This window comes from Nonomuraea montanisoli, from assembly GCF_013363975.1.
Taxonomy (GTDB): Bacteria; Actinomycetota; Actinomycetes; order Streptosporangiales; family Streptosporangiaceae; genus Nonomuraea; species Nonomuraea montanisoli.
Genome location: NZ_JABWGN010000025.1, coordinates 51,904 through 71,249, shown reverse-complemented (window position 1 = coordinate 71,249; position 19,346 = coordinate 51,904). Strand labels below are relative to the sequence as shown.

Sequence of the window (19,346 nt, the reverse complement as noted above, 5' to 3'; positions counted from 1 at the left end):
GCTCGTCACCCGGGCGGACGCGATACCGCGAGACACCGCTGCGGCCGGCACGCCGCCCCGGCCCGGCATCCTTCGGCCCGGGTCGAAGGAATCACGGCATAGCGTGAAACGCATGGTCATCACACGTCACGACGAGGCCCGGGCGGTGCTCGCGGACCCCCGGTACGTCCCGCCGCCCGTGCGCCAGGACGCGCCGCCGTACACGCTGGGGTGGCTGCGGGCCCAGGTGTCGCGGTTCAGCAGCGGCGAGACGCACGCCGAGCGACGCCGGGCCCTGGAGAAGCGGCTCGCGGAGCTCGACCCCGCCGCGCTGCGCCGGAGGGCGCGCGAGGCGACGCTGGAGCGCGGCGGCGACCGGACGGGCGTGCCCACGGAGGTGCTGGCCGCCGCCCTCGGAGTCGCGGCCCCCGTGTCCCTGGTCGAGGCCGCCGCCACCGGCTACCTGTCCGGCGAGGAGACCCCGGAGGCCGACGCGGCGGTGGCCGAGCTGACCGCGCTGCTGGGCGACGGGCCGCCGGCCGTCACGGACCTGACCCTTCTGCTCCAGGCGCACGCCGCCACCGAGGGCCTCATCGCGAACGCCCTCACCCACGCCGACGACGCCGGAGACTCCCCCGGCCGGGCCGGGGCCGAGGGGCTGCTGCGGGAGACCCTGCGCCACGACCCGCCGCTCAAGGCGAGCCGCCGCGTGGAGCGGACCACCGGCGAGGAGGTCGTCATCGACCTGGTCGCGGCCAACCGCGACCCCGCCGTGTTCGCCGATCCCGAACGGTTCGACCCCACCAGGGGCGAGACCCCGCACCTGACGTTCGGCCACGGCGTGCGCCCCTGCCCCGCCTCGGCCCACGCCCTCGCCCTGGCCGCGGGCGTCCTCGACGGGCTGGGCGCCACGCCTGACCGATCCGCATCGCTTCCCGAGGGGGACCTGTGACCACGGCAGAGGAACGATACGCCGGCTTCCGCGACCTGCACCGGCCGGGCGACCCGCTGCTGCTCCCGAACGCCTGGGACTACGGCTCGGCCGCAGCGCTCGCCGCCCAGGGCTTCGCCGCGATCGGCACGACCAGCCTCGGCGTGGCGGCCGTCCACGGCAAGCCGGACGCGGCCGGGGCCACCCGTGCGGAGACCGTCGAGCTGGCCGAGCAGATGTGCGACCTCGGCGTCCTGGTCACCGTGGACATCGAAGGAGGCTTCAGCGACAACCCGGCCCAGGTGTCCGACCTGGTCGCGGCGCTGGCGGCGCTCGGCGTGGCCGGGGTCAACCTGGAGGACGGCCGGCCCGACGGGACGCTGCGCCCGATCTCGCTGCATCAGCGGATCATCGAGGCGGCGCTGGGCCACGGTGTGTTCGTCAACGCCCGCACCGACACGCGCTGGCTCAGGACGGGCGACACGCTGGAGCGCGTGCGCGCCTACGGGCACGCGGACGGCGTCTTCGTCCCCGGGCTGAGCGATCCGGACGAGATCGCCGAGGTGGCCGCCGCCACGTCGCTGCCGCTCAACGTCCTGTACCAGCCCGGCGGGCCGTCGCTGGACCGGCTGGCCGAGGCGGGGGTGGCGCGGGTGAGCACGGGGTCGCTGCTGTACCGGGCCTCCGTGCAGGGGGCGCTGGCCGCGGTGCTGGCCGTACGCGGGGAGCCGGCCCCGCCCATGCCGTCGTACGCGGAGATCACCGCGATCCTCCCCCAGCGCTGACACACCGCGGTCGCCGCCGTCCCCTCCCGGCACGCGCCGTCACCGCTGCGCCGCCGGTGGCCGTTCGGCCCGCGCCGGAGGACGGCGTGCCGGGATAATCGAGGCATGCGCTTCGAGATCCTCGGCCCGGCACGCGTTCTGGGCGAGGACGGGGAGCCCGTCCCGCTCGGCGGGCCCCGCGTACGGGCGCTGCTCGCGCTCCTGGCCCTCGACGCGGGCCGGGTCGTCGGCGCCGACCGGCTGATCGACGGCCTGTACGGCGAGCGGCCCCCGGAGGGCGTGGTCAACGCGCTGCAGTCCCAGGTGTCGCGGCTGCGTAAAGCCCTCGGCAGGGAACGGGTGGAGTTCCATCCGGCGGGATACCTGCTCGCGGCCGACCCGGAGGACGTGGACGCGAGCCGCTTCACGCGGCTCGCCGCCGAGGGCAGGGCGGCGCTCGGCGCCGGGGACGCCCTGCGCGCGGCCGGGCTGCTGCACGAGGCCCTCGGGCTGTGGCGCGGCGCGCCCCTGACCGACGTGCCGCACGCCGAGCCCGTCGTGGCGGCGCTGGAGGAGCTGCGCCTGGCCGCGGTCGAGGACCGTGTGCAGGCCGACCTGGAGCTGGGGCGCCATCGGGAGCTCGTGGCCGAACTGCGCCGGCTCACCGCCGCCCATCCGCTGCGGGAACGGCCGCACGCCCAGCTCATGCGCGCCCTGTACGGCAGCGGACGGCAGGCCGAGTCGCTGACCGCGTACGAGCGGGCCCGGCGGGTGCTGGACGAGGAACTGGGCGTCGGTCCGGGGCCGGAGCTGTCGGCCACCCACCTGGCCGTCCTCCGGGGCGACCCGTCGCTGTCGCCGCCGCCTGACGGGAGTGCGCGTCGTCCTGGCGTGGCCCATGCCGGGGAGACGAGCGGGAGTCCCGGCGTGGGCCAGGCGGGGGGGACGGGCGGGAGGGGCCGCGGCGGGGGCGGTGCTCCAGGAGAGGGCGTGGGGCGGCGGGGGTTGCGGGCGCAGCTCACCAGCTTCGTGGGGCGGGCCGAGGAGCTGCGGCAGGTCGGCGCGTGCCTGCGGGAGGCGCGGCTGGTCACCCTCGTCGGCGCGGGCGGCGCGGGCAAGACGCGGCTCGCGCTGGAGGCCGTGGGCCCGACGGACGGCGACGTCTGCCTCGTGCAGCTCGCCCCGCTGACGGCGGGCGGGGACGTGGCGAAGGCGGTGCTGGCGGCCCTGGGCGTGCGCGACCCGCTGCTGTCCGGCCCGGAGCGGCCCAACGGGGATCCGGCGGCGCGGCTCGTGGCGGCGCTCGCCGGCCGCGACCTGCTGCTCGTCCTCGACAACTGCGAGCACGTGGTGGAGGCCGCCGCCGAGCTGGCCGACGCGCTGCTCGCCGCGTGCCCGGCGCTGCGCGTGCTGGCGACGAGCCGTGAGGCGCTCGGCATCACCGGCGAGCGGGTGGTGCCCGTGGCCCCGCTCAGCCTGCCGCCGCCCGGCGCGGCGGACCTGCTCGGCTCCGCCGCCGTCCGGTTGTTCGCCGACCGGGCGGCGGCGGTGCGGCCGGGCTTCACGGTGGACTCGGGCAACGCGGCGGCCGTGGCGGGCGTGTGCCGGGCGCTCGACGGGCTTCCGCTCGCGATCGAGCTGGCCGCGGCCCGGCTGCGCACGATGAGCCTGGACGACCTCGCGGCGCGGCTCGACGACCGGTTCCGCCTGCTGGCCAAGGGCAGCCGCACCGCGCTGCCCCGGCACCAGACGCTGCGCGGCGTGGTCGCCTGGAGCTGGGACCTGCTCGACGAGGACGAGCAGCGGCTGGCCCGGCGGATGGCGGTGTTCGCGGGCGGCGCCACGCCCGAGGCGGCCGAGCGGGTGTGCGGGGTCCCGGAGGAGGCGTTGTTCGCGCTGGCCGACAAGTCGCTGGTCGAGGTCGTGGACGGGCGCTACCGGATGCTCCAGACCATCCGCGCGTTCTGCGCCGAACGGCTGGCCGAGGCGGGCGAGGTCGCGCCGGTCCGCGCGGCTCATGCGGCGTACTACCTGGAGCTCGCGCTCACCGCCGACCGGCACGTGCGCCGCGCCGAGCAGCTCCCCTGGCTGGCCCGCCTCGACGAGGAGAGCGGCGATCTCGACGCGGCCGTGCGCTGGGCGGCCGAGACCGGCCACGCCGAGCTGGGGCTGCGCCTGCTGGCCGCAGCGGCCTGCTACTGGTGGATGCGGGGGCACCGGCTGACCTGCGCGGAGCTGGCGCTGGCGGTGCTGTCCTCCATGCCCGCGCGGGCTCCCGAAGGGCTGGAGGAGGAGTACGCGATGTGCGTGCTCGTCGCCGCGTGGGCCCATGAGCCGGACGCCGCGCTGCCGGCCCGGCTGGCGGAGCTGCGGCGGCTGATGCCGCTGGACTACCTGCCCTCGCGGGTGGAGTTCCTGGCCCTGCTGCTGCCGATGTTCGCCGGGCCGCCGGACAGCGTGGAGTGGGCGCGGGATCTGCCGGCCGGCGCCGAGGGGGCGATGACGCCGTGGTCGCGGGCGCTGTCCCACTGCGGGGTGGCGCTGGTCGAGCAGTTCGCGGGACGGACCGAGGAGGCCAAGGCCGGGTTCATGCAGGCGCTGGCCGCCTTCCGGGAGCTGGGCGAGCGCTGGGGCATCACGCTGGTGCTGACCGGGCTGGGGGATCTGGCGTTCCGCGAGGGCGACTACGTGGCCGCGTACGAGCTGGCCGGGCAGGCGCTGGAGACGGCGCGTGAGCTGGGCGCGGTGCCGGACATGGCGGAGAGCCTGTGCCGGCGCGCGGACGCGGCGGCGCGGCTGGGCCATCCCGAGGAGGCGCGGGCCGGGTACGAGCGCGCGGACGAGGTGGCGCGGCGGGTGGCCTCCAGCGAGACGACCGCCCGGGCGCAGGCGGGGCTCGGGGAGCTCGCGACGGCGCGGGGCGACCTCGCCGAGGCGCGCGCCCGGCTGGAGCAGGGGCTGGCCGAGTGCCCCCAGGGCTGGTACAGCGCCGAGGACGTCCGTGACCGCCTCCTCACGGACCTGGAGGAGCTGCGCCGGCGGGAGCGGGAGCGGGCCGCCCGGTAGAGGCGGATTCGTGGCGAGGCGGGGCGGGGCCGGGAGCGCCGGTGCGGATCGTGGCCGCGTGGGGTGGCTCGGCAGCGGGGGTTCAGGGGGCGGCGCCGGCCGGGCAGGACAGGGTGCGGACCGGGGTGAGGTCGGACAGCCGCCGGCCGATCATCCGGGCCAGTCCCTCGATCGTCTCGATGCCCTGCCCCTCCCCGGCCTGCTCGTCGGTCTGCACCGACAGGAGCAGGTCGCGGCCCGGCCCGGTGATGCGGCCGTAGCTGGTGACGGCCCAGGTGTTGTGGATGAACGGCCGGGGCGTCCAGCCGTTCTTGAGCGCCACGCGGTCGCCCGGCCGGGCGGCGGCGCTGACCCCCCAGGCCTGGTCGGCCTGCACATGGGCCATCAGGCCGAGGACGAGCTGCCGGTCCGCCGGGGTGAGGCCCTTGCCGCCGTTCGCGAGGACCGCGAGCAGGCGCAGCCGGTCGGCCGGGCTGGTGGTCGTGCCGCCCCAGTACCGGCCGGGCCCCGGCGCGGTCTCGGCCAGGCCGAGCCGGCGGTAGAAGGCGCTCATGCCCTCGCCCGCGCCGACCCGCCACCACAGCGCGTCGGCGGCGACGTTGTCGCTCTCCCTGATCATGCGGGAGGCGAGGTCCTGCTCGGCGGCGTCGAGGGTCGAGCGGAGCAGCATCAGCGCGGTCAGGATGTCCACCTTGGCGCCGCTGGCCGTGATCATGTCGTGCCGGTGCTCGTCCCGGCCGAGTCGTACGCCCGTGGCCAGGTCGCGGGCGGCGAACACCACCCGGCCGGGCCGTCCGGCCGCGTAACGCCGCAGATCCGCCTCCAGCGCGGCGCGGGCGGCGGCGCCGGCCACCGGATCCGGGACGGCGAACCGGCAGCGGGCGGCCCGGACCCGTTCGCCCGCCTGCTCGACCACCGGCGGCAGGTTCGTGACCTCCTGCTCCCCGCACCCGGCGATCGTCGCCGGCCCGAGCAGCAGCATCGCCGCACACCACATCACGCGCACGCGCCCAACCCCCTGACGTTCGGCGGGGGTCTAGCCGCACTTCTCCCCGCGCGCCCGCTTCGTCACACCTGCCAGGAGCTGATGAGGGCGGGCGCCGGGGAGTCAGAGGTGGGCGTCGAGGAACGTGGCGGTGGCCTCGACGGCCTGCGTCACGTAGGGCTCCTGGTCGTAGAGGTCGATGTGACGCTTGGCGTCCAGCCACACGAGCCGCTTCGGCTCGTCCAGCCTCCGGTACGCCTCCTCGGCGCCCTCCGGCGAGCAGAACCGGTCCACCACCCCGTGGACGATCAGCGCGGGCTTGGGCGACAGGAAGTCGGCGCCCATCATGTTGTCCACGGTGATCAGCTCGCGCAGGCTGGCCCGGGTCACCTCGTTGGCCCAGTGCGGCGAGGCCCCGCGTTCGGTGCCGTAGTAGGCGTACGGCTCGTCGCCCGGCATGGCGGCCTCGCCCTCCGGCGCGACCGCCGGGAGGTACTCGACGGGGCCGCCGAGATCCTGCCGCTCCAGCGTCTCCCCCAGGCCGGCCAGCGCCGCCTGGTAGTCCATGCCGGAACGCATCGTGTACGGGTTGTTGTACGCCCCGGCGATCCCGGCGAAGACCTTCACCCGAGGCTCGAAAGCCGCAAATTTCAGGGCATATCCGGCGCCGAGGCAGATGCCCACGGCCCCGATCCGCTCCCCGTCCACCTCCGGCCGCGACCGCAGCACCGACACCGCGGCCCGCAGGTCGTGCAGCTTGCCCTGCGGGTCCTCGTGCCGGCGCGGCAGGCCGCCCGACTCGCCCCAGGTGCGGTGGTCGAAGGCCAGCGTGACGTACCCGAGGCTGGTCAGCCGTTCCGCGTACAGGCCCGTGACCTGGTCGCGCACGCCGGTGAACGGGCCGGTGAGCACCAGCCCCGGACGCGGCCCCTCGGCCTCGGGCACCCTCAGCTCACCGACCAGCGTGACGTCGTCGACCGCAAACTCGATCCTCATGCCCCTAGTGTGCGGGCCGCCGACCACTCCTTGCGGCCCGCACAGGCCACCCCTCCAGGGGAGAGGCAGAAGACCCCGGGATGTGCGGGCCGCCGGTGGTTCCCGGGCGGCCCGCGGGTGTCGTCACACCGGGGTCAGGAGTCGAAGCCGAGCCCCATCCGGTCGAGGGCGCGCAGCCACAGGTTGCGCCGCCCCTCGTGCCGGTCGGCCTGGGCGATCGACCAGCGGGTGAACTGGATCACCCCCGACCGCACCGGCTCCGGTGGGAACGGCACCGGCTTCTCCTTGACCATGCGCAGCTCGGTCCGCTGCGTGCGCTCGCCCGACAGCAGGTCCAGCATCACGTTGGCGCCGAAGCGGGTGGCGCCCACGCCCATGCCGGTGTAGCCGGCCGCGTAGGCCAGCCGCCCGCCGTGCGCCTGCCCGTAGAAGGCGCTGAACCGGCTGCACGTGTCGATCACGCCGCCCCAGCGGTGCGTGAAACGCACCCCGTCGAGCTGCGGGAACGTGGTGAAGAAGTGCCGCGCCAGCGTGGCGAACGTCTCGTCGCGCTGGTCGTACTCCGGCTTGACCAGACCCCCGTTGTAGTAGACGGCGTCGTAGCCGCCCCAGAGGATCCGGTTGTCCGCGGTGAGCCGGTAGTAGTGGAACCGGTTGGCCGAGTCGCCGACGCCCTGCCGGTTGCCCCAGCCGAGGGCGCCGAGCTGGGCCGGGGTCAGCGGCTCGGTCATCAGCGCGTAGTCGTAGACCGGGACGACGAAGTGCTTGAGCCGCCGCAGCAGCGGCGGGAACACCCCGGTGCCCAGCGCCACCCTCCTGCCGGCGGCGACCCCGTGCGGGGTGCGCAGGCTGAGCGTGACGCCGTCGTCGTGCAGCGAGCGGACCGGGCTGCGCTCGTACACGCGCACGCCGAGCCGCAGGCACGCCTCGCGCAGCCCCCACGCCAGCCGGGCGGGGTCGAGCATGGCGCAGCCCCTGCGGTCCCACAGGCCGCCCAGGTAGGTGGGCGAGTCGAGCTCGGCCCGCACCTGGTCGCGGTCCATGGGCACGTAGTCGAGGCCGAGGTCGCCGATGATGTCGAGGTGCTCGTTCAGGCCCTCCAGTTGCCAGGGCTCGGTGGCGACGTTCAGCTCGCCGGTGCGCTCGAAGGCGCAGTCGATGCCGTAACGCGCCAGGGTCTCCTCGATCTCGTCGAGGTTCTCCACACCCAGGTGTTCGAGCCGGGCGATCTCGTCCGGCCAGCGTTCCAGCCCGTTGGGCAGGCCATGGGTGAGGGTCGCCATGCAGAACCCGCCGTTGCGGCCGGATGCCGCCCAGCCGATCCGGCGCCCCTCCAGCAGGACGACGTCCTGCCCGGGGTCGCGTTCCTTGGCCATCAGGGCGGTCCACAGCCCCGAGAAGCCTCCGCCGACGACGACCAGGTCGGCGCTCGTGTGTCCGAAGAGCCGCGGCTGCGGCTCGGGTCTGGCCGGAGTGTCCAGCCAGTACGGCTTGCGCTCCGCGTCAGCAAGCGCCTTCAGCGGATCCACAAATCCCACTTCCCTACGAAAGTCAGTGTTCTATGAAAATTGCGGGATCTTCAATGAGGTGATCACGCGCGGGTTCCCCCCGCCGGCATCCGATCTCGCCTCCCTGTTCTTTGCCGTCGCCCGGACGTCGCCGGGTATGCCGAACCCCCCGCGGGGCCGCGGGGGGAAGCCTGGTGAGAAGGTGCTAGGTGCGGCGGCGCCGTGCCGCGACCGCGTTGGCGACCGCGATCAGCACGCCGATCCCGAAGATCAACGTTCCCATGACGTTGACCTGGGGCGGGATGCCCGTCTTGACCGACCCGATGATCCACAGCGGGAAGGTGACGGTGGAGCCGTTGACGAAGCTGGTCACCACATAGTCGTCGATCGACAGCGCGAAGGCCAGCATGCCGCCCGAGAGCACGCCGGGCAGCACGGCCGGGAGCGTCACCTGCCGGAACGTGCCCCAGGCGGTGGCGCCGAGGTCCCTGGCCGCCTCCTCCAGCGACGGGTCCAGGGTGATGACCCGGGCCCGCACGGTGACGGTGACGAAGGACAGCGAGAACAGCACGTGCGCGATGATGATCGTCAAGGCGTCGCGCGGCAGGTTGGCGGAGACGAACAGCGACAGCAGCGACGCGCCCATGACCAGCTCGGGCGTGGAGATGGCGGCGAAGACGAGGAAGTTCGTCACCCCGCGCCCGCGGAAGCGGTGGCGGCCGAGCGCGAGGCCCAGCATGGTGCCGATGACCACGGTGATGAGCGTGCTGGCCACCGCGACGGTCAGCGAGTTCTTCAGCGCCGTGGTGAGGTCGGAGATGTCGAACAGCTGCTGGTACCAGCGCAGCGTGAAGCCCTGCCAGCTCGTGTTCGACTTGCTCTTCTTGTCGTTGAACCCGAACAGGATCATCACGGCGATCGGCGACGACAGCCAGACGATGATCAGCCAGGTGTAGGCGTGCAGCAGGCGGTCGCCGAGCCGCCCGCGCGGGCGGCGGGTCAGGGTCGTGGCGCTCATCGGGCGGCCGCCTCAAGGACGTTCTCGGTGCCGAGCGCGCGGGCGTAGATGAAGATCCCGATGAGCAGCACGGCCATGAGCGTGAACGACAGCGCCGAGGCCGTCGGGTAGTTGAGGTTGGTCAGGTACTCGGTCTGGATGATGTTGCCGATCATGGTGTTGCCGGTGCCGCCGAGCACCTGGGCGTTGACCGGGTCGGCCGTGGCGGGCACGAACGTCATGAGCACCCCGGCGAACACCCCGGGCAGCGACAGCGGCAGCACCACCCGCCGGAAGGCCGCCGTCCTGGAGGCGTACAGGTCGTAGGCCGCCTCGACGACCCGCGGGTCCACCCGCTCCAGCGCCACGTAGATCGGCAGGATCATGAACGGCAGGAAGTTGTAGGTCAGCCCGCCGACCACGGCGACCGTGGTGGCCAGCACGTGGAAGTCGGCGGGCAGCAGCCCCCAGCCCTTCAGCGTGCCGAACAGGACGCCGTCGTCGGCCAGCAGGAACCCCCACGAGATGGTCCGCAGCACGAACGACACGAAGAACGGCAGCAGCAGCAGGAACAGATAGACGGACTTGCGGCTGCCCCCCTTGAAGGCGATCCAGTACGCCACCGGGTAGCCGATGACGAGCATCGCGACCGTGGCGAGCCCGCCGTACCAGAGGGACCGTACGAGCTGGGTGCTGTACCTGCCCAGCGCGTCGGCGTAGTTGGAGAAGCTGAACGTCATCGCGAAGCCGTCGATGGCGTTGCCGGTCTGCAGCGACACCGAGGCCATCGCGGCCAGCGGCACCACGAGGAAGACCGCCAGCCACATCCAGCTCGGCAGCGCGAGCAGGTAGGGAGTCAGCCGCTTCATCGTCTACGCCTGGGTGATCGACTGGAAGATCGGGTTGAACACCTGCTCCTGCTGCGTGGTGAGCGTGGTGTAGGTGTGCAGCTTGGCGTAGTCCGCCTCCGAGGGGAACATCAGCGGGCTGGCCACCATCTGCTCCAGCGCCTCCTTGTCCTCGCCGGTGGCCTTGGCGGCCTTCTCCTTGAGGATGTCCTGGACGCCGGGCACCGGGGTGACGTACTGGATGAACTCGTCCAGCTCGGCGGCGACCACCGGCTGGTAGAGGTAGTCCATGAGCATGAGCGCGTCGACGGGGTTGGCGGCGCCCTTGGGGATGAGCATGTTGTCGGTCCAGATCGTGCCGCCCTCCTCGGGCACCACGAACTTGACGGGCTCACCGGCGAGCTGGCGCTGGAACACGTCGCCGGACCAGGCCATGGTCACCCAGATGTCGCCCTTGGACACGGCGTCGATGTAGGACTGGTCGTAGTACTTGCGCACGATCCCGGCGTCGCGCTGCGCCTTGAGCTTCTCGCCGGCCTTCTTCCAGTCGGCCTCGGTCGACTTCTCCGGGTTGACGCCGAGGGCGATCATGCCGAAGTTGGCGATCTCCTGGGCGTCGCCCATCATCCCGACCCGGCCCTTGTACTTGGGGTCGAACAGCGCCTCGATGCTGGTGATGTCGTCCTTGACGTACTTGGTGTTGTACGCGATCCCGGTCACGCCCGAGGTGTACGGGACGGTGTAGGTGCTGCCCGGGTCGTAGGCGCGGTTCTTGTACGTCGCGCCGGCGTTGGCCGCGAAGTTCGGCAGCTTGGAGTGGTCGAGGGCGACGCAGTAGCCGAGCTGGATCATGTGCTGGAGCTGGACGCCGTTGGTCATGACCACGATGTCGTAGCCGAGCGACTGCCCGGCCCGCAGCACCGGGTCGGCCTTGCCGAAGAACTCCGCGTTCTCCTGGATGACCTCCTTGTACTGGTAGGAGATCCCGGTCTCGCTCTGGAACTTCTTCAGCGGCGCCTGGTCCTCGGGCATGTACTCGGGCCAGTTGGCGAACACGACGCGGCCGTGCTTGGTCTGCTTCGACCAGTAGTCCTTGACCGCGTCGGCCTTCGGCGGCGCCGCCTTCTGCCCCTGGACGCCGCAGGCGGCCAGGGCGAGGCCGGCGGCGGACAGGCCGGCGATGCGGAAGGCCTCGCGACGGGTACGCGGCTGGGTCATGCCCCGCAGGAAGGCGGGGTCGTGCAGGTGGCTCATGGGGTGCTTCGACTTCCAATCGCGTAAGAGTGCTGCGCCGGCCACGACAGCCAGACCGGGTCCCCCCGCTCCGCCGTGGTCGTCGCGTCGTGCGCGTTCTGCTGGAACACCGTGACCTCGGTCCCGTCCCCGAGGCGCACGGCGTAGCTGTTGTAGGTGCCGAGGTAGACGACCTCGCCGACGGTCCCCGGCACCACGCTCACCTCGCCGTCCGGCTTGTCCAGCGAGATGGTGATCTTCTCCGGCCGGACGGTCACGGTGACCTCGCCGTCCCGCCCGGGCACGAGCACCCGGCCACCGCCGAGCTCCAGCACCCCGCCGGCGGCGACGCCGGTGAGCAGGTTGGAGGTGCCGATGAAGCCGGCGACGAACGCGCTCGCCGGCTTCTCGTAGATCTCCCTGGGCCCGCCGAGCTGCTCGACCAGCCCGTCGTTCATGACGGCGATCCGGTCGCTCATGGTGAGCGCCTCGCTCTGGTCGTGCGTCACGTACACGAACGTGATGCCGACCTCGCGCTGGATGCGCTTGAGCTCGATCTGCATGGCCTGGCGCAGCTTGAGGTCGAGCGCGCCGAGCGGCTCGTCCAGCAGCAGCGCCCGGGGCCGGTTGACCAGGGCGCGGGCCAGCGCGACCCGCTGCTGCTGGCCGCCCGACATCTCGCGCGGCCGGCGCTTCTCCCGGCCGGCCAGGTCCACGATCTCCAGCATCTCGCCGACCCGCCGCCGGATCTCCTCCTGCGGGGTGCGGCGCTGCTTGAGACCGAACGCCACGTTGTCCCACACGTTCATGTGCGGGAACAGCGCGTACGACTGGAAGACCATGTTGATGTCGCGCTTGTTCGGCGGGACGTTCGTGACGTCGGCCCCGTGCAGCCTGACCACGCCCCGCGACGGCTCCTCGAAGCCGGCGATCATGCGCATGGTCGTGGTCTTGCCGCAGCCGGACGGGCCGAGCAGGGAGAAGAACTCCCCTTCGGCGATGTCGAGCGTGACGCCCTTCACCGCCTGGACGACCTCGCCGTGCGAGAGGTACTCCTTGACGACGCCGTCGAGTTCGATCGCGTTCAGCTCGGCCCTGTTCAGCTCGGCCATGTCCAGGATCTGTCCTTGCGTGCTATTCGCCGATGTAGTGCATGACGTGCTTGACCCTCGTGTAGTCGTGCAGACCGAACACCGAGAGGTCCTTGCCGTAGCCGGAGTGCTTGAAGCCGCCGTGCGGCATCTCCGACACGAAGGGGATGTGGGTGTTGACCCACACCACGCCGAAGTCGAGCCGGTTGGACATGCGCATGGCGCGGCCGTGGTCCGAGGTCCACACCGAGCTGCTCAGGCCGTACTTGACGTCGTTGGCCTTGGCCAGGGCGTCCGCCTCGTCGGTGAACGTCTGGACGGTGATGACGGGGCCGAACACCTCGTTCTGCACCATCTCGTCGTCCTGCCGGAGGCCGTCGACGATCGTCGGGGCGAAGAAGTAGCCCTTGTCGCCGACGCGGTGACCGCCGGTGAGCACCTTGGCGTGCGCCGGGACGCGCTCGACGAAGCCCTGCACCTTGGCGAGCTGGCTCTCGTTGTTGAGCGGGCCGTACAGGGCGTCCTCGTCGGACAGGTCGCCGGTGACGGTGCCGGCGGCGGCCTCGGTGAGGGCGGCCACGAACTCGTCGTGGACACTCTCCTGCACGAGCACGCGGCAGGCCGCGGTGCAGTCCTGGCCGGCGTTGTACAGGCCGGCGGTCGCGATGTCCGCGGCGGCCTTGGCCAGGTCCTTGACGTCCTCGAAGACCACGACGGGCGCCTTGCCGCCGAGCTCCAGGTGGACGCGCTTGAGGTCGTCGGCGGCGCTCCTGGCCACCGACATGCCGGCGCCGACGGAGCCGGTGATGGCGACCATCGCGGCGGTCGGGTGGCCGACGACCAGCGCGCCGGTCTCCCGGTCGCCGGTGACGACGTTGAAGACGCCGGCGGGCAGCACCTCGCCGAGGATCTCGGCGAGCTTGAGCGTGGAGGCCGGCGTGGTGTCGGACGGCTTGAGGACGATGGTGTTGCCCGCGGCCAGCGCCGGGGCGATCTTCCAGACGGCCATCATCATCGGGTAGTTCCAGGGGGTGACCTGGCCGATGACGCCGATGGGCTCGTGCCGGATGACGCTGGTGTGGTCGGCCAGGAACTCGCCGGCGGTCGGTCCCTCCAGCGTGCGCGCGGCGCCCGCGAAGAACCGGAAGTGGTCGGCGGCGACCGGCGTCTCGTCCTCGGCCATGCGGGCTCGGGGCTTGCCGGTGTTGCGGCACTCCGCCTCGTTGATCTCGTCGGCCCGCGCGTCGATCGCGTCGGCGACCTTGAGCAGCAGGTTCGCCCGCTCGCCCGGGGTGGTCCGGCCCCATGACGCGAAAGCGGCAGCCGCGGCGGCGTAGGCAGCGTCGATGTCCTCGGCGCCGGAGATCGGGGCCTGAAGGTAGGCCTCGCCGGTGCACGGGTCGATGATGTCGGAGAATCGGCCGCTCTTGGCGTCCACGAACTCACCGTTGATGAAGTTCTGCAGACGGGTGGTCAAGGTGATGACCTCCTGGTGAGGTGGCTGAGATGCCGCGACTCTTACAGAGCGTGTGCATCTGGACAAGGGATTTCGTGGCGAAGATACCAAATTGCTACGAATTCGCTTGACAGGGCGTCGAGAACTGACAACATGTCGCACCAGGACGGCAATGGACCGGGAACGCGCCCGTAACGCGCGCCGCTAGGAGGACCGCTCGCGATGACGACCCCGCCACGCGCCCGCCGCGGCAGTGACACGGCGCCCGGACAGTTCACGCTCGACGACCTGTCCAAGCGGATCATCGAGCAGCTCCAGGCCGACGGGCGCATGCCCTACGCGGCGATCGGCAAGGCCGTCGGCCTGTCCGAGGCGGCCGTCCGCCAGCGGGTGCAGCGCCTGCAGGACGCGGGGGTCATGCAGATCGTCGCGGTGACCGACCCGCTGACGCTGGGCTTCCCGCGCCAGGCGATGATCGGCGTGAACATCGAGGGCGACCTGGAGTCGGTCGCCGACGAGCTCGCCGCCATCGACGAGATCGACTATGTCGTGCTCACCGCGGGCTCCTTCGACGTGATCGTCGAAGTGGTCTGCGAGGGCGATGGTCATCTTTTGGACATTCTTAGCAAAATCCGTGCAATTCCGGCAGTACGCGCGACGGAGTCGTTCGTCTATCTGAAACTCCGGAAGCAGACGTATTCCTGGGGCACCCGCTGACCTCAGGTCACACCGGCCCCAGGCGTGCCACCGCTCTCACCGGCGCGCCGTCGGCGCCGGGGAGCCGCAGCGGCAGCAGCCACGCCTCCACCGGGCGGCCCGCCGCCTGAGCGGCCAGCACCCGGTCGAGGCCGGTGAGGTTCTCGGCGATGACGGCGTGCGCGCCGCACAGCACCCGGTGCGCCGGGAAGTCCTCCGCGGGCCCGGCCTGACCGCTCGGGTCCACGCTGAGCGCGTCGATCCCGACCGTCCGCACGCCCCGGTCCACCAGCAGCCGCGCCGCCTCCTCCGTCAGGTACGGGTGCGCCGCGTACGCCCCGGTCCCCCAGTGCGCCGACCAGCCCGTGGCCACCAGCACGATCGGCGGGACCCCGCCGGCCGGGACCGCCGCGAACGCCTCCGCCCCGATCGCGGAGCGCGGCTCCCGGCCCCGGGCGTCCACCACGACGGCCGGGCCGGCGAAGCGCTCCAGCGGCAGCTCGTCCAGCGTGGGCAGCGCGTCGTCGATGTGGAAGGGCGCGTCCACGTGGGTGCCCGACTGGGAGCCCAGGTGCAGCGCCAGCACGTTCACGCCGTCCCGCGCCGCCGTGAGGGCCGGGCCGACCGCCACCTCGGGATCGCCGGGGTAGACCGGCATCCCGGTGGCGATCGGCACCGACAGGTCCACGAGTTCGGTGGTCATGGCGTCATCGTCACACGGGCTGCTCGGCCGTCGCCCCCACGATCGGCGGGACCGGCGTGTCCACGGCCCGCACCAGGCGCGGCCCCTCCGGGCCGTACACCTCGCGCGGCTCGGGGAACAGCGCGAGCAGCGCCAGGTAGAGCACGGCCGCCACAGCCAGGCCGAGCGGCAGCGAGACGTCCACCCCGCCGGCCAGGCCGCCCAGCGGGCCGACGAACTGGCCCGGCAGGTTGACGAACAGCAGCGCCACCGCCGCCGCGGCCAGCCAGGCCGTCATGCCGCGCCAGTTCCAGCCGTGGGTGAACCAGTAGCGGCCGCCGCGCTGGCGCCGGTTGAACACCTGGAGGGCGTCGGGGTCGTACCAGCCGCGCCGGGTGACGTACCCGAGCGTCATGATGACCATCCAGGGCGCAGTGCAGGTGATGATGAGCGTGGCGAACGTCGAGATGCTCTGCGTGAGGTTGGCGGCGAAGCGGCCGAGGAAGATGAACGCGATCGACAGGGTGCCGATGAACACCGTCGCCTGCACCCGGGAGAAGCGCGGGAAGACGCTGGAGAAGTCCAGGCCGGTCCCGTAAAGAGACGTCGTGCCCGTGGACATGCCGCCGATCAGGGCAAGCAGGCAGACCGGCACGAAGTACCAGGTCGGCGCGATGGCCAGCAGGCCGCCCACGTAGTTGGGCGCGGCCGGGTCCACGTACTGCGCGGCCCTGGCCGCGATGATCGAGGCCGTGGTCAGGCCGAACAGGAACGGCAGGATCGTGGCGACCTGCGACAGGAACGCCGCGGCCATGACCCGCGAGCGCGGCGTCGAGGCCGGGATGTAGCGCGACCAGTCGCCGAGGAACGCGCCGAACGACACCGGGTTCGACAGCACGATCAGGGCGGCGCCGATGAACGACGGCCAGAACAGCGGGTCTCCGGCCGCGAGCGTGCCCGGGTAGGACGGGTCGAAGTCGCCCGCGAACGCGATCACGCCGAGGACGAACAGCAGCGACGCCGCCGCCACCGCGATCTTGTTGACCAACAGCATGAACCGGAAGCCGTAGACGCACACGACGAGCACCAGCCCGGCGAACAGCGCGTACGCCACGCCGTAGCTGAGATCGGTGTCCGGCAGGCCGGCCAGGCGGTGCGCGCCGCCGACGAGCGCGTCGCCCGACGACCACACGGAGATGGAGAAGAACGCCACGGCGGTCAGCAGCGACAGGAACGAGCCGACGACCCGCCCGTGCACGCCGAGGTGGGCGGAGGAGGAGACGGCGTTGTTGGTGCCGTTGAGCGGCCCGAACAGCGACAGCGGCGCCAGGATCAGCGCGCCCACCAGCAGGCCGAGCAGGGTCGCGGCCAGGCCCTGCCAGAACGACAGGCCGAACAGGATGGGGAACGCGCCGAGGACGCAGGTGGCGAAGGTGTTCGCGCCGCCGAAGGCCACCCGGAACAGGTCGAGGGGGCGGGCGGTGCGGTCGGCGTCGGGGATGCGCTCGACGCCGTGGGTCTCGATCTCGGTGATGGGGGCGTTGCTGCTCATGGCTTCTCCTGCAGGGCGAGGAGGCTGACGAGGTCGTAGGCGACGTGGGAGGCGGCGACGGAGGTGATCTCGGCGTGGTCGTAGGCGGGGGCGACCTCCACGACGTCCGCGCCGACCAGGTGGCAGCCGGCCAGGCCGCGCAGGATCTCCAGCAGCTCGCGGCTGGTCAGCCCGCCCGCCTCCGGGGTGCCCGTGCCGGGGGCGTGCGCGGGGTCGAGCACGTCGATGTCCACCGAGACGTACAGGGGGCGCTCGCCGATGCGCTGCCGCAGGGCGTCGGTCACCTCGTCGACGCCCCGGCGCAGCACGTCGGCGGCGGTCACCACGCCGAACCCGAGCCGGCGGTCCTCCTCCAGGTCCTTGCGCCCGTACAGCGGGCCGCGGATGCCCACATGGCCGATCGCCTCGGTGTCGAGGATGCCCTCCTCGACGGCCCGCCTGAAGGGGGTGCCGTGCGTGTACTCGGCGCCGAAGTAGGTGTCCCACGTGTCGAGGTGGGCGTCGAAGTGCAGCAACGCCACCGGTCCGTGCCGGCGGGCCACCGCGCGCAGCAGCGGCAGGGCGATCGTGTGGTCGCCGCCGATCGTGACGAGCCGCGCGTCGATGCCGCTCGCGGCGGCCTCGATGTCCTCGATCGCCTCGCGGATGTCGAACGGGTTGGCGGCGATGTCACCGGCGTCGGCGACCTGGACGCGCTCGAACGGCGACACGTCCAGCCCCGGGTGGTACGGCCGGAGCAGCCGCGACGCCTCCCGGACGGCCGACGGGCCGAACCGCGCCCCGGGCCGGTAGGACACGCCGCTGTCGAACGGCACGCCCACCACCGCGACGTCGGCCGTGCCGACCTGGTCGAGGCGGGGCAGCCGGGCGAACGTGGCGGGCCCGGCGAAGCGCGGAACGCGGCTGGAGTCGACGGGGCCGATGGGGGCTTCGTTCATTCCCGCAGTCTTCGGCAAGGCGCTGACCTGCGGCAATTGGTCCCACGACGAAGTACTACGGTGTGTGTTGTGGCGGACCACAAGGTGACGGTGGAGGACCTGCTGCGCTCGCCCGCCCTCCAGCTCCGGCTGCTGGCCGGCGAGGCGGGGCTCGGGCGGTCGGTGTCGTGGGCGCACGTCAGTGAGCTGGAGGACCCGACGCCGTGGCTGCTCGGCGCCGAGGTGATCATGACAACGGGCGTCGGCGTGCCGCGCTCGGCCGCCGGGCAGCGCGCCTACCTGGAGCGGCTGGACGACGCCGGCGTGTCGGCCCTGGCGCTGTCGGCCCAGCTCCACGTGCCGCCGCTGCACCCGTCGCTGTTCGAGGCGGCCGAGGAGCGGGGCATGCCGATCCTGGAGGTGCCGCTGGCCGTGCCGTTCATCGCCATCGCGCAGGAGGTGGCCGCGGCCGTGCAGGAGGACGCCCGGCACCGGCTCGGCGCGCAGCTCCAGGTGTTCGGTGCGCTGCGGTGGCTGGCCGCGGAGGACCTGGACACGGCCACGCTGTTCCGCCGGCTGGAGCGGCTGTCGGGCTACGACGTGTACCTGTGCACCCCGCAGGGACGGCCGCTGCTGCCCGGCGTGCCGGCGCCTCCGGCCGGTGTGCTGCCGGAGCAGCCGGAGGCGCCGCCCACGATCCCGGGCGGTTTCGTGCTGCCGGTGCCCGCGCCGGGCGGCCCGGCGGGGTTCCTCGTGGCCTTCGAGCGGGAGGGCGCCCGGCCGGCGGGCCTGGCCGTCGTCCAGCACGTCGCCACCGTGGCCGCGCTCCAGGTCGCCATGGCCCGCCACGAGCGCGAGACGATCCGCCGCGAGGGCGCCGAGACGCTGGCCGAGCTGCTCCAGGACGTCCTCGACCCGCCCGCGGCGCGCCGCCGCCTGGCCCGGCTCGGGATGCCGATGGAGGAGGAGGCGGTGCTGCTGGTGGTGCGCGACGCGCCGGACGACGCGCTGCGGCGGGCCCTCGACGACCACGCCCACCTGCTGCTGCGGCGCGGCGGCGACCACTACGTGCTCGGGCCGCCCACGCTGGCCGAGGCCGTGGCGGGCGTGCCGGGCGCCGCGTGCGGGATGAGCCGGCCGTTCCCGCCGGGCGAGTCGCTGCGGGTGGCGCTGCGCGAGGCGGGCTGGGCGGCGGCCCGCGCCGCCGAGTCGGGCCGGCCGCTGGTGCGCTACGGCGACGACACGACGGGCCGCTGGCTGCCCGACGACCCGGCCACGCTGCACGCCCTGGTGCGGCACGTGCTGGGCGAGGTGCTGGCCTACGACGAGGCGCACGACTCGCGGCTCGTCACGTCGGTGCGCACGTGGATGGAGCGCAACCGCCGGACGGAGGAGGCGGCCGCGGCGCTGCACGTCCACCCCAACACACTGGCCTACCGGCTGCGCCGCTTCGCCGCGCTGACCGGTCGCGACCTTTCGTCGAGCGCGGCTTTCGCCGAGGTATGGCTCGCCATCCAGGCCGCCCGCCGGCTCGGCCTCCACGACCAGTGACAAAAAGTCCATTCCACAAGTGCCGGAAATATTAGGAATGCCCGCCGCATTATGTGGATTTATTTCCGCCAACAGTGCGACGTATCATCACCGC

At 72.8% G+C, this 19,346-nt stretch carries 16 protein-coding genes; 5 read left to right on the top strand and 11 right to left on the bottom strand.

Features of this window, described 5'->3' with window-relative positions:
- The first annotated feature begins 112 nt into the window (after positions 1-112).
- The 3 genes from HTZ77_RS42385 to HTZ77_RS47120 all read left to right on the top strand — a co-directional run bounded on the left by HTZ77_RS42385 (position 113) and on the right by HTZ77_RS47120 (position 4,740).
- Positions 113-931: a cytochrome P450 gene (locus HTZ77_RS42385; RefSeq protein ID WP_175595443.1), complete on the top strand. Its 819-nt coding sequence runs from the start codon at positions 113-115 to the stop codon at positions 929-931.
- Positions 928-1,695 carry an isocitrate lyase/PEP mutase family protein gene (locus HTZ77_RS42380; RefSeq protein ID WP_175595442.1) on the top strand — a complete coding sequence of 256 codons (768 nt, stop codon included), beginning with the start codon at positions 928-930 and terminating at the stop codon, positions 1,693-1,695. Before HTZ77_RS42385 ends, HTZ77_RS42380 begins: the two co-directional genes overlap by 4 nt.
- A gap of 105 nt (positions 1,696-1,800) precedes the next feature.
- Positions 1,801-4,740 carry a BTAD domain-containing putative transcriptional regulator gene (locus HTZ77_RS47120; protein ID WP_235996001.1) on the top strand — a complete coding sequence of 980 codons (2,940 nt, stop codon included), beginning with the start codon at positions 1,801-1,803 and terminating at the stop codon, positions 4,738-4,740.
- 82 nt (positions 4,741-4,822) lie between these two features.
- On the opposite strand, the gene HTZ77_RS42370 is transcribed toward HTZ77_RS47120, so the two are convergent.
- From HTZ77_RS42370 to HTZ77_RS42335, 8 genes are all read right to left on the bottom strand, one after another.
- Complete coding sequence (locus HTZ77_RS42370) at positions 4,823-5,722, bottom strand: serine hydrolase (protein ID WP_175595441.1); 900 nt, start codon at positions 5,720-5,722, stop codon at positions 4,823-4,825.
- 126 nt (positions 5,723-5,848) lie between these two features.
- The gene (locus HTZ77_RS42365; protein WP_175595440.1) at positions 5,849-6,721 is read right to left on the bottom strand and encodes an alpha/beta hydrolase; all 873 of its coding nucleotides are present in this window, start codon (positions 6,719-6,721) and stop codon (positions 5,849-5,851) included.
- A 134-nt stretch (positions 6,722-6,855) separates the two neighbouring features.
- Positions 6,856-8,250 (bottom strand): NAD(P)/FAD-dependent oxidoreductase, encoded by a 1,395-nt coding sequence (locus tag HTZ77_RS42360; protein ID WP_175595464.1) that lies wholly within the window; start codon positions 8,248-8,250, stop codon positions 6,856-6,858.
- Between the two features lie 184 nt (positions 8,251-8,434).
- A complete protein-coding gene (locus tag HTZ77_RS42355; RefSeq protein ID WP_175595439.1) occupies positions 8,435-9,247 on the bottom strand; it encodes an ABC transporter permease in 813 nt (270 codons plus the stop codon).
- Complete coding sequence (locus tag HTZ77_RS42350) at positions 9,244-10,095, bottom strand: ABC transporter permease (protein WP_175595438.1); 852 nt, start codon at positions 10,093-10,095, stop codon at positions 9,244-9,246. Before HTZ77_RS42350 ends, HTZ77_RS42355 begins: the two co-directional genes overlap by 4 nt.
- Positions 10,096-10,098: 3 nt before the next feature.
- Positions 10,099-11,328, bottom strand: a complete 1,230-nt coding sequence (locus HTZ77_RS42345; protein WP_175595437.1) for an ABC transporter substrate-binding protein — start codon at positions 11,326-11,328, stop codon at positions 10,099-10,101.
- Positions 11,325-12,419: an ABC transporter ATP-binding protein gene (locus HTZ77_RS42340; protein ID WP_175595436.1), complete on the bottom strand. Its 1,095-nt coding sequence runs from the start codon at positions 12,417-12,419 to the stop codon at positions 11,325-11,327. The genes HTZ77_RS42345 and HTZ77_RS42340 overlap by 4 nt, the downstream gene beginning before the upstream one ends.
- Positions 12,420-12,441: 22 nt before the next feature.
- The gene (locus HTZ77_RS42335; protein ID WP_175595435.1) at positions 12,442-13,875 is read right to left on the bottom strand and encodes a gamma-aminobutyraldehyde dehydrogenase; all 1,434 of its coding nucleotides are present in this window, start codon (positions 13,873-13,875) and stop codon (positions 12,442-12,444) included.
- A 201-nt stretch (positions 13,876-14,076) separates the two neighbouring features.
- On the opposite strand from HTZ77_RS42335, the gene HTZ77_RS42330 reads away from it, so the two are divergent.
- On the top strand, positions 14,077-14,571 hold the full coding sequence (locus HTZ77_RS42330) for an Lrp/AsnC family transcriptional regulator (RefSeq protein WP_175595434.1): 495 nt from the start codon (positions 14,077-14,079) through the stop codon (positions 14,569-14,571).
- A 7-nt stretch (positions 14,572-14,578) separates the two neighbouring features.
- Here the strand turns inward: HTZ77_RS42330 and HTZ77_RS42325 are convergent, their stop codons facing one another.
- The 3 genes from HTZ77_RS42325 to speB are packed head-to-tail and all read right to left on the bottom strand — an operon-like array spanning position 14,579 to position 17,722.
- The gene (locus HTZ77_RS42325; RefSeq protein WP_175595433.1) at positions 14,579-15,253 is read right to left on the bottom strand and encodes a cyclase family protein; all 675 of its coding nucleotides are present in this window, start codon (positions 15,251-15,253) and stop codon (positions 14,579-14,581) included.
- A gap of 10 nt (positions 15,254-15,263) precedes the next feature.
- Complete coding sequence (locus HTZ77_RS42320) at positions 15,264-16,784, bottom strand: purine-cytosine permease family protein (RefSeq protein ID WP_175595432.1); 1,521 nt, start codon at positions 16,782-16,784, stop codon at positions 15,264-15,266.
- Positions 16,781-17,722 carry an agmatinase gene (gene speB / locus HTZ77_RS42315; RefSeq protein WP_175595431.1) on the bottom strand — a complete coding sequence of 314 codons (942 nt, stop codon included), beginning with the start codon at positions 17,720-17,722 and terminating at the stop codon, positions 16,781-16,783. The genes HTZ77_RS42320 and speB overlap by 4 nt, the downstream gene beginning before the upstream one ends.
- A gap of 69 nt (positions 17,723-17,791) precedes the next feature.
- On the opposite strand from speB, the gene HTZ77_RS42310 reads away from it, so the two are divergent.
- Entirely contained in the window at positions 17,792-19,252 is a 1,461-nt protein-coding gene (locus HTZ77_RS42310; RefSeq protein WP_175595430.1) for a PucR family transcriptional regulator, read from the top strand.
- Positions 19,253-19,346 lie beyond the last annotated feature (94 nt).

Excerpts from the sequence above, each read along its gene's own strand:
- HTZ77_RS42385 (WP_175595443.1), top strand. The coding sequence starts at position 113 with ATGGTCATCACACGTCACGACGAGGCCCGGGCGGTGCTCGCGGACCCC.
- HTZ77_RS47120 (WP_235996001.1), top strand. The coding sequence starts at position 1,801 with ATGCGCTTCGAGATCCTCGGCCCGGCACGCGTTCTGGGCGAGGACGGG.
- HTZ77_RS42370 (WP_175595441.1), bottom strand. The coding sequence starts at position 5,722 with ATGCTGCTGCTCGGGCCGGCGACGATCGCCGGGTGCGGGGAGCAGGAG.
- HTZ77_RS42365 (WP_175595440.1), bottom strand. The coding sequence starts at position 6,721 with ATGAGGATCGAGTTTGCGGTCGACGACGTCACGCTGGTCGGTGAGCTG.
- HTZ77_RS42355 (WP_175595439.1), bottom strand. The coding sequence starts at position 9,247 with ATGAGCGCCACGACCCTGACCCGCCGCCCGCGCGGGCGGCTCGGCGAC.
- HTZ77_RS42350 (WP_175595438.1), bottom strand. The coding sequence starts at position 10,095 with ATGAAGCGGCTGACTCCCTACCTGCTCGCGCTGCCGAGCTGGATGTGG.
- HTZ77_RS42345 (WP_175595437.1), bottom strand. The coding sequence starts at position 11,328 with ATGAGCCACCTGCACGACCCCGCCTTCCTGCGGGGCATGACCCAGCCG.
- HTZ77_RS42340 (WP_175595436.1), bottom strand. The coding sequence starts at position 12,419 with ATGGCCGAGCTGAACAGGGCCGAGCTGAACGCGATCGAACTCGACGGC.
- HTZ77_RS42330 (WP_175595434.1), top strand. The coding sequence starts at position 14,077 with ATGACGACCCCGCCACGCGCCCGCCGCGGCAGTGACACGGCGCCCGGA.
- HTZ77_RS42325 (WP_175595433.1), bottom strand. The coding sequence starts at position 15,253 with ATGACCACCGAACTCGTGGACCTGTCGGTGCCGATCGCCACCGGGATG.
- HTZ77_RS42320 (WP_175595432.1), bottom strand. The coding sequence starts at position 16,784 with ATGAGCAGCAACGCCCCCATCACCGAGATCGAGACCCACGGCGTCGAG.
- speB (WP_175595431.1), bottom strand. The coding sequence starts at position 17,722 with ATGAACGAAGCCCCCATCGGCCCCGTCGACTCCAGCCGCGTTCCGCGC.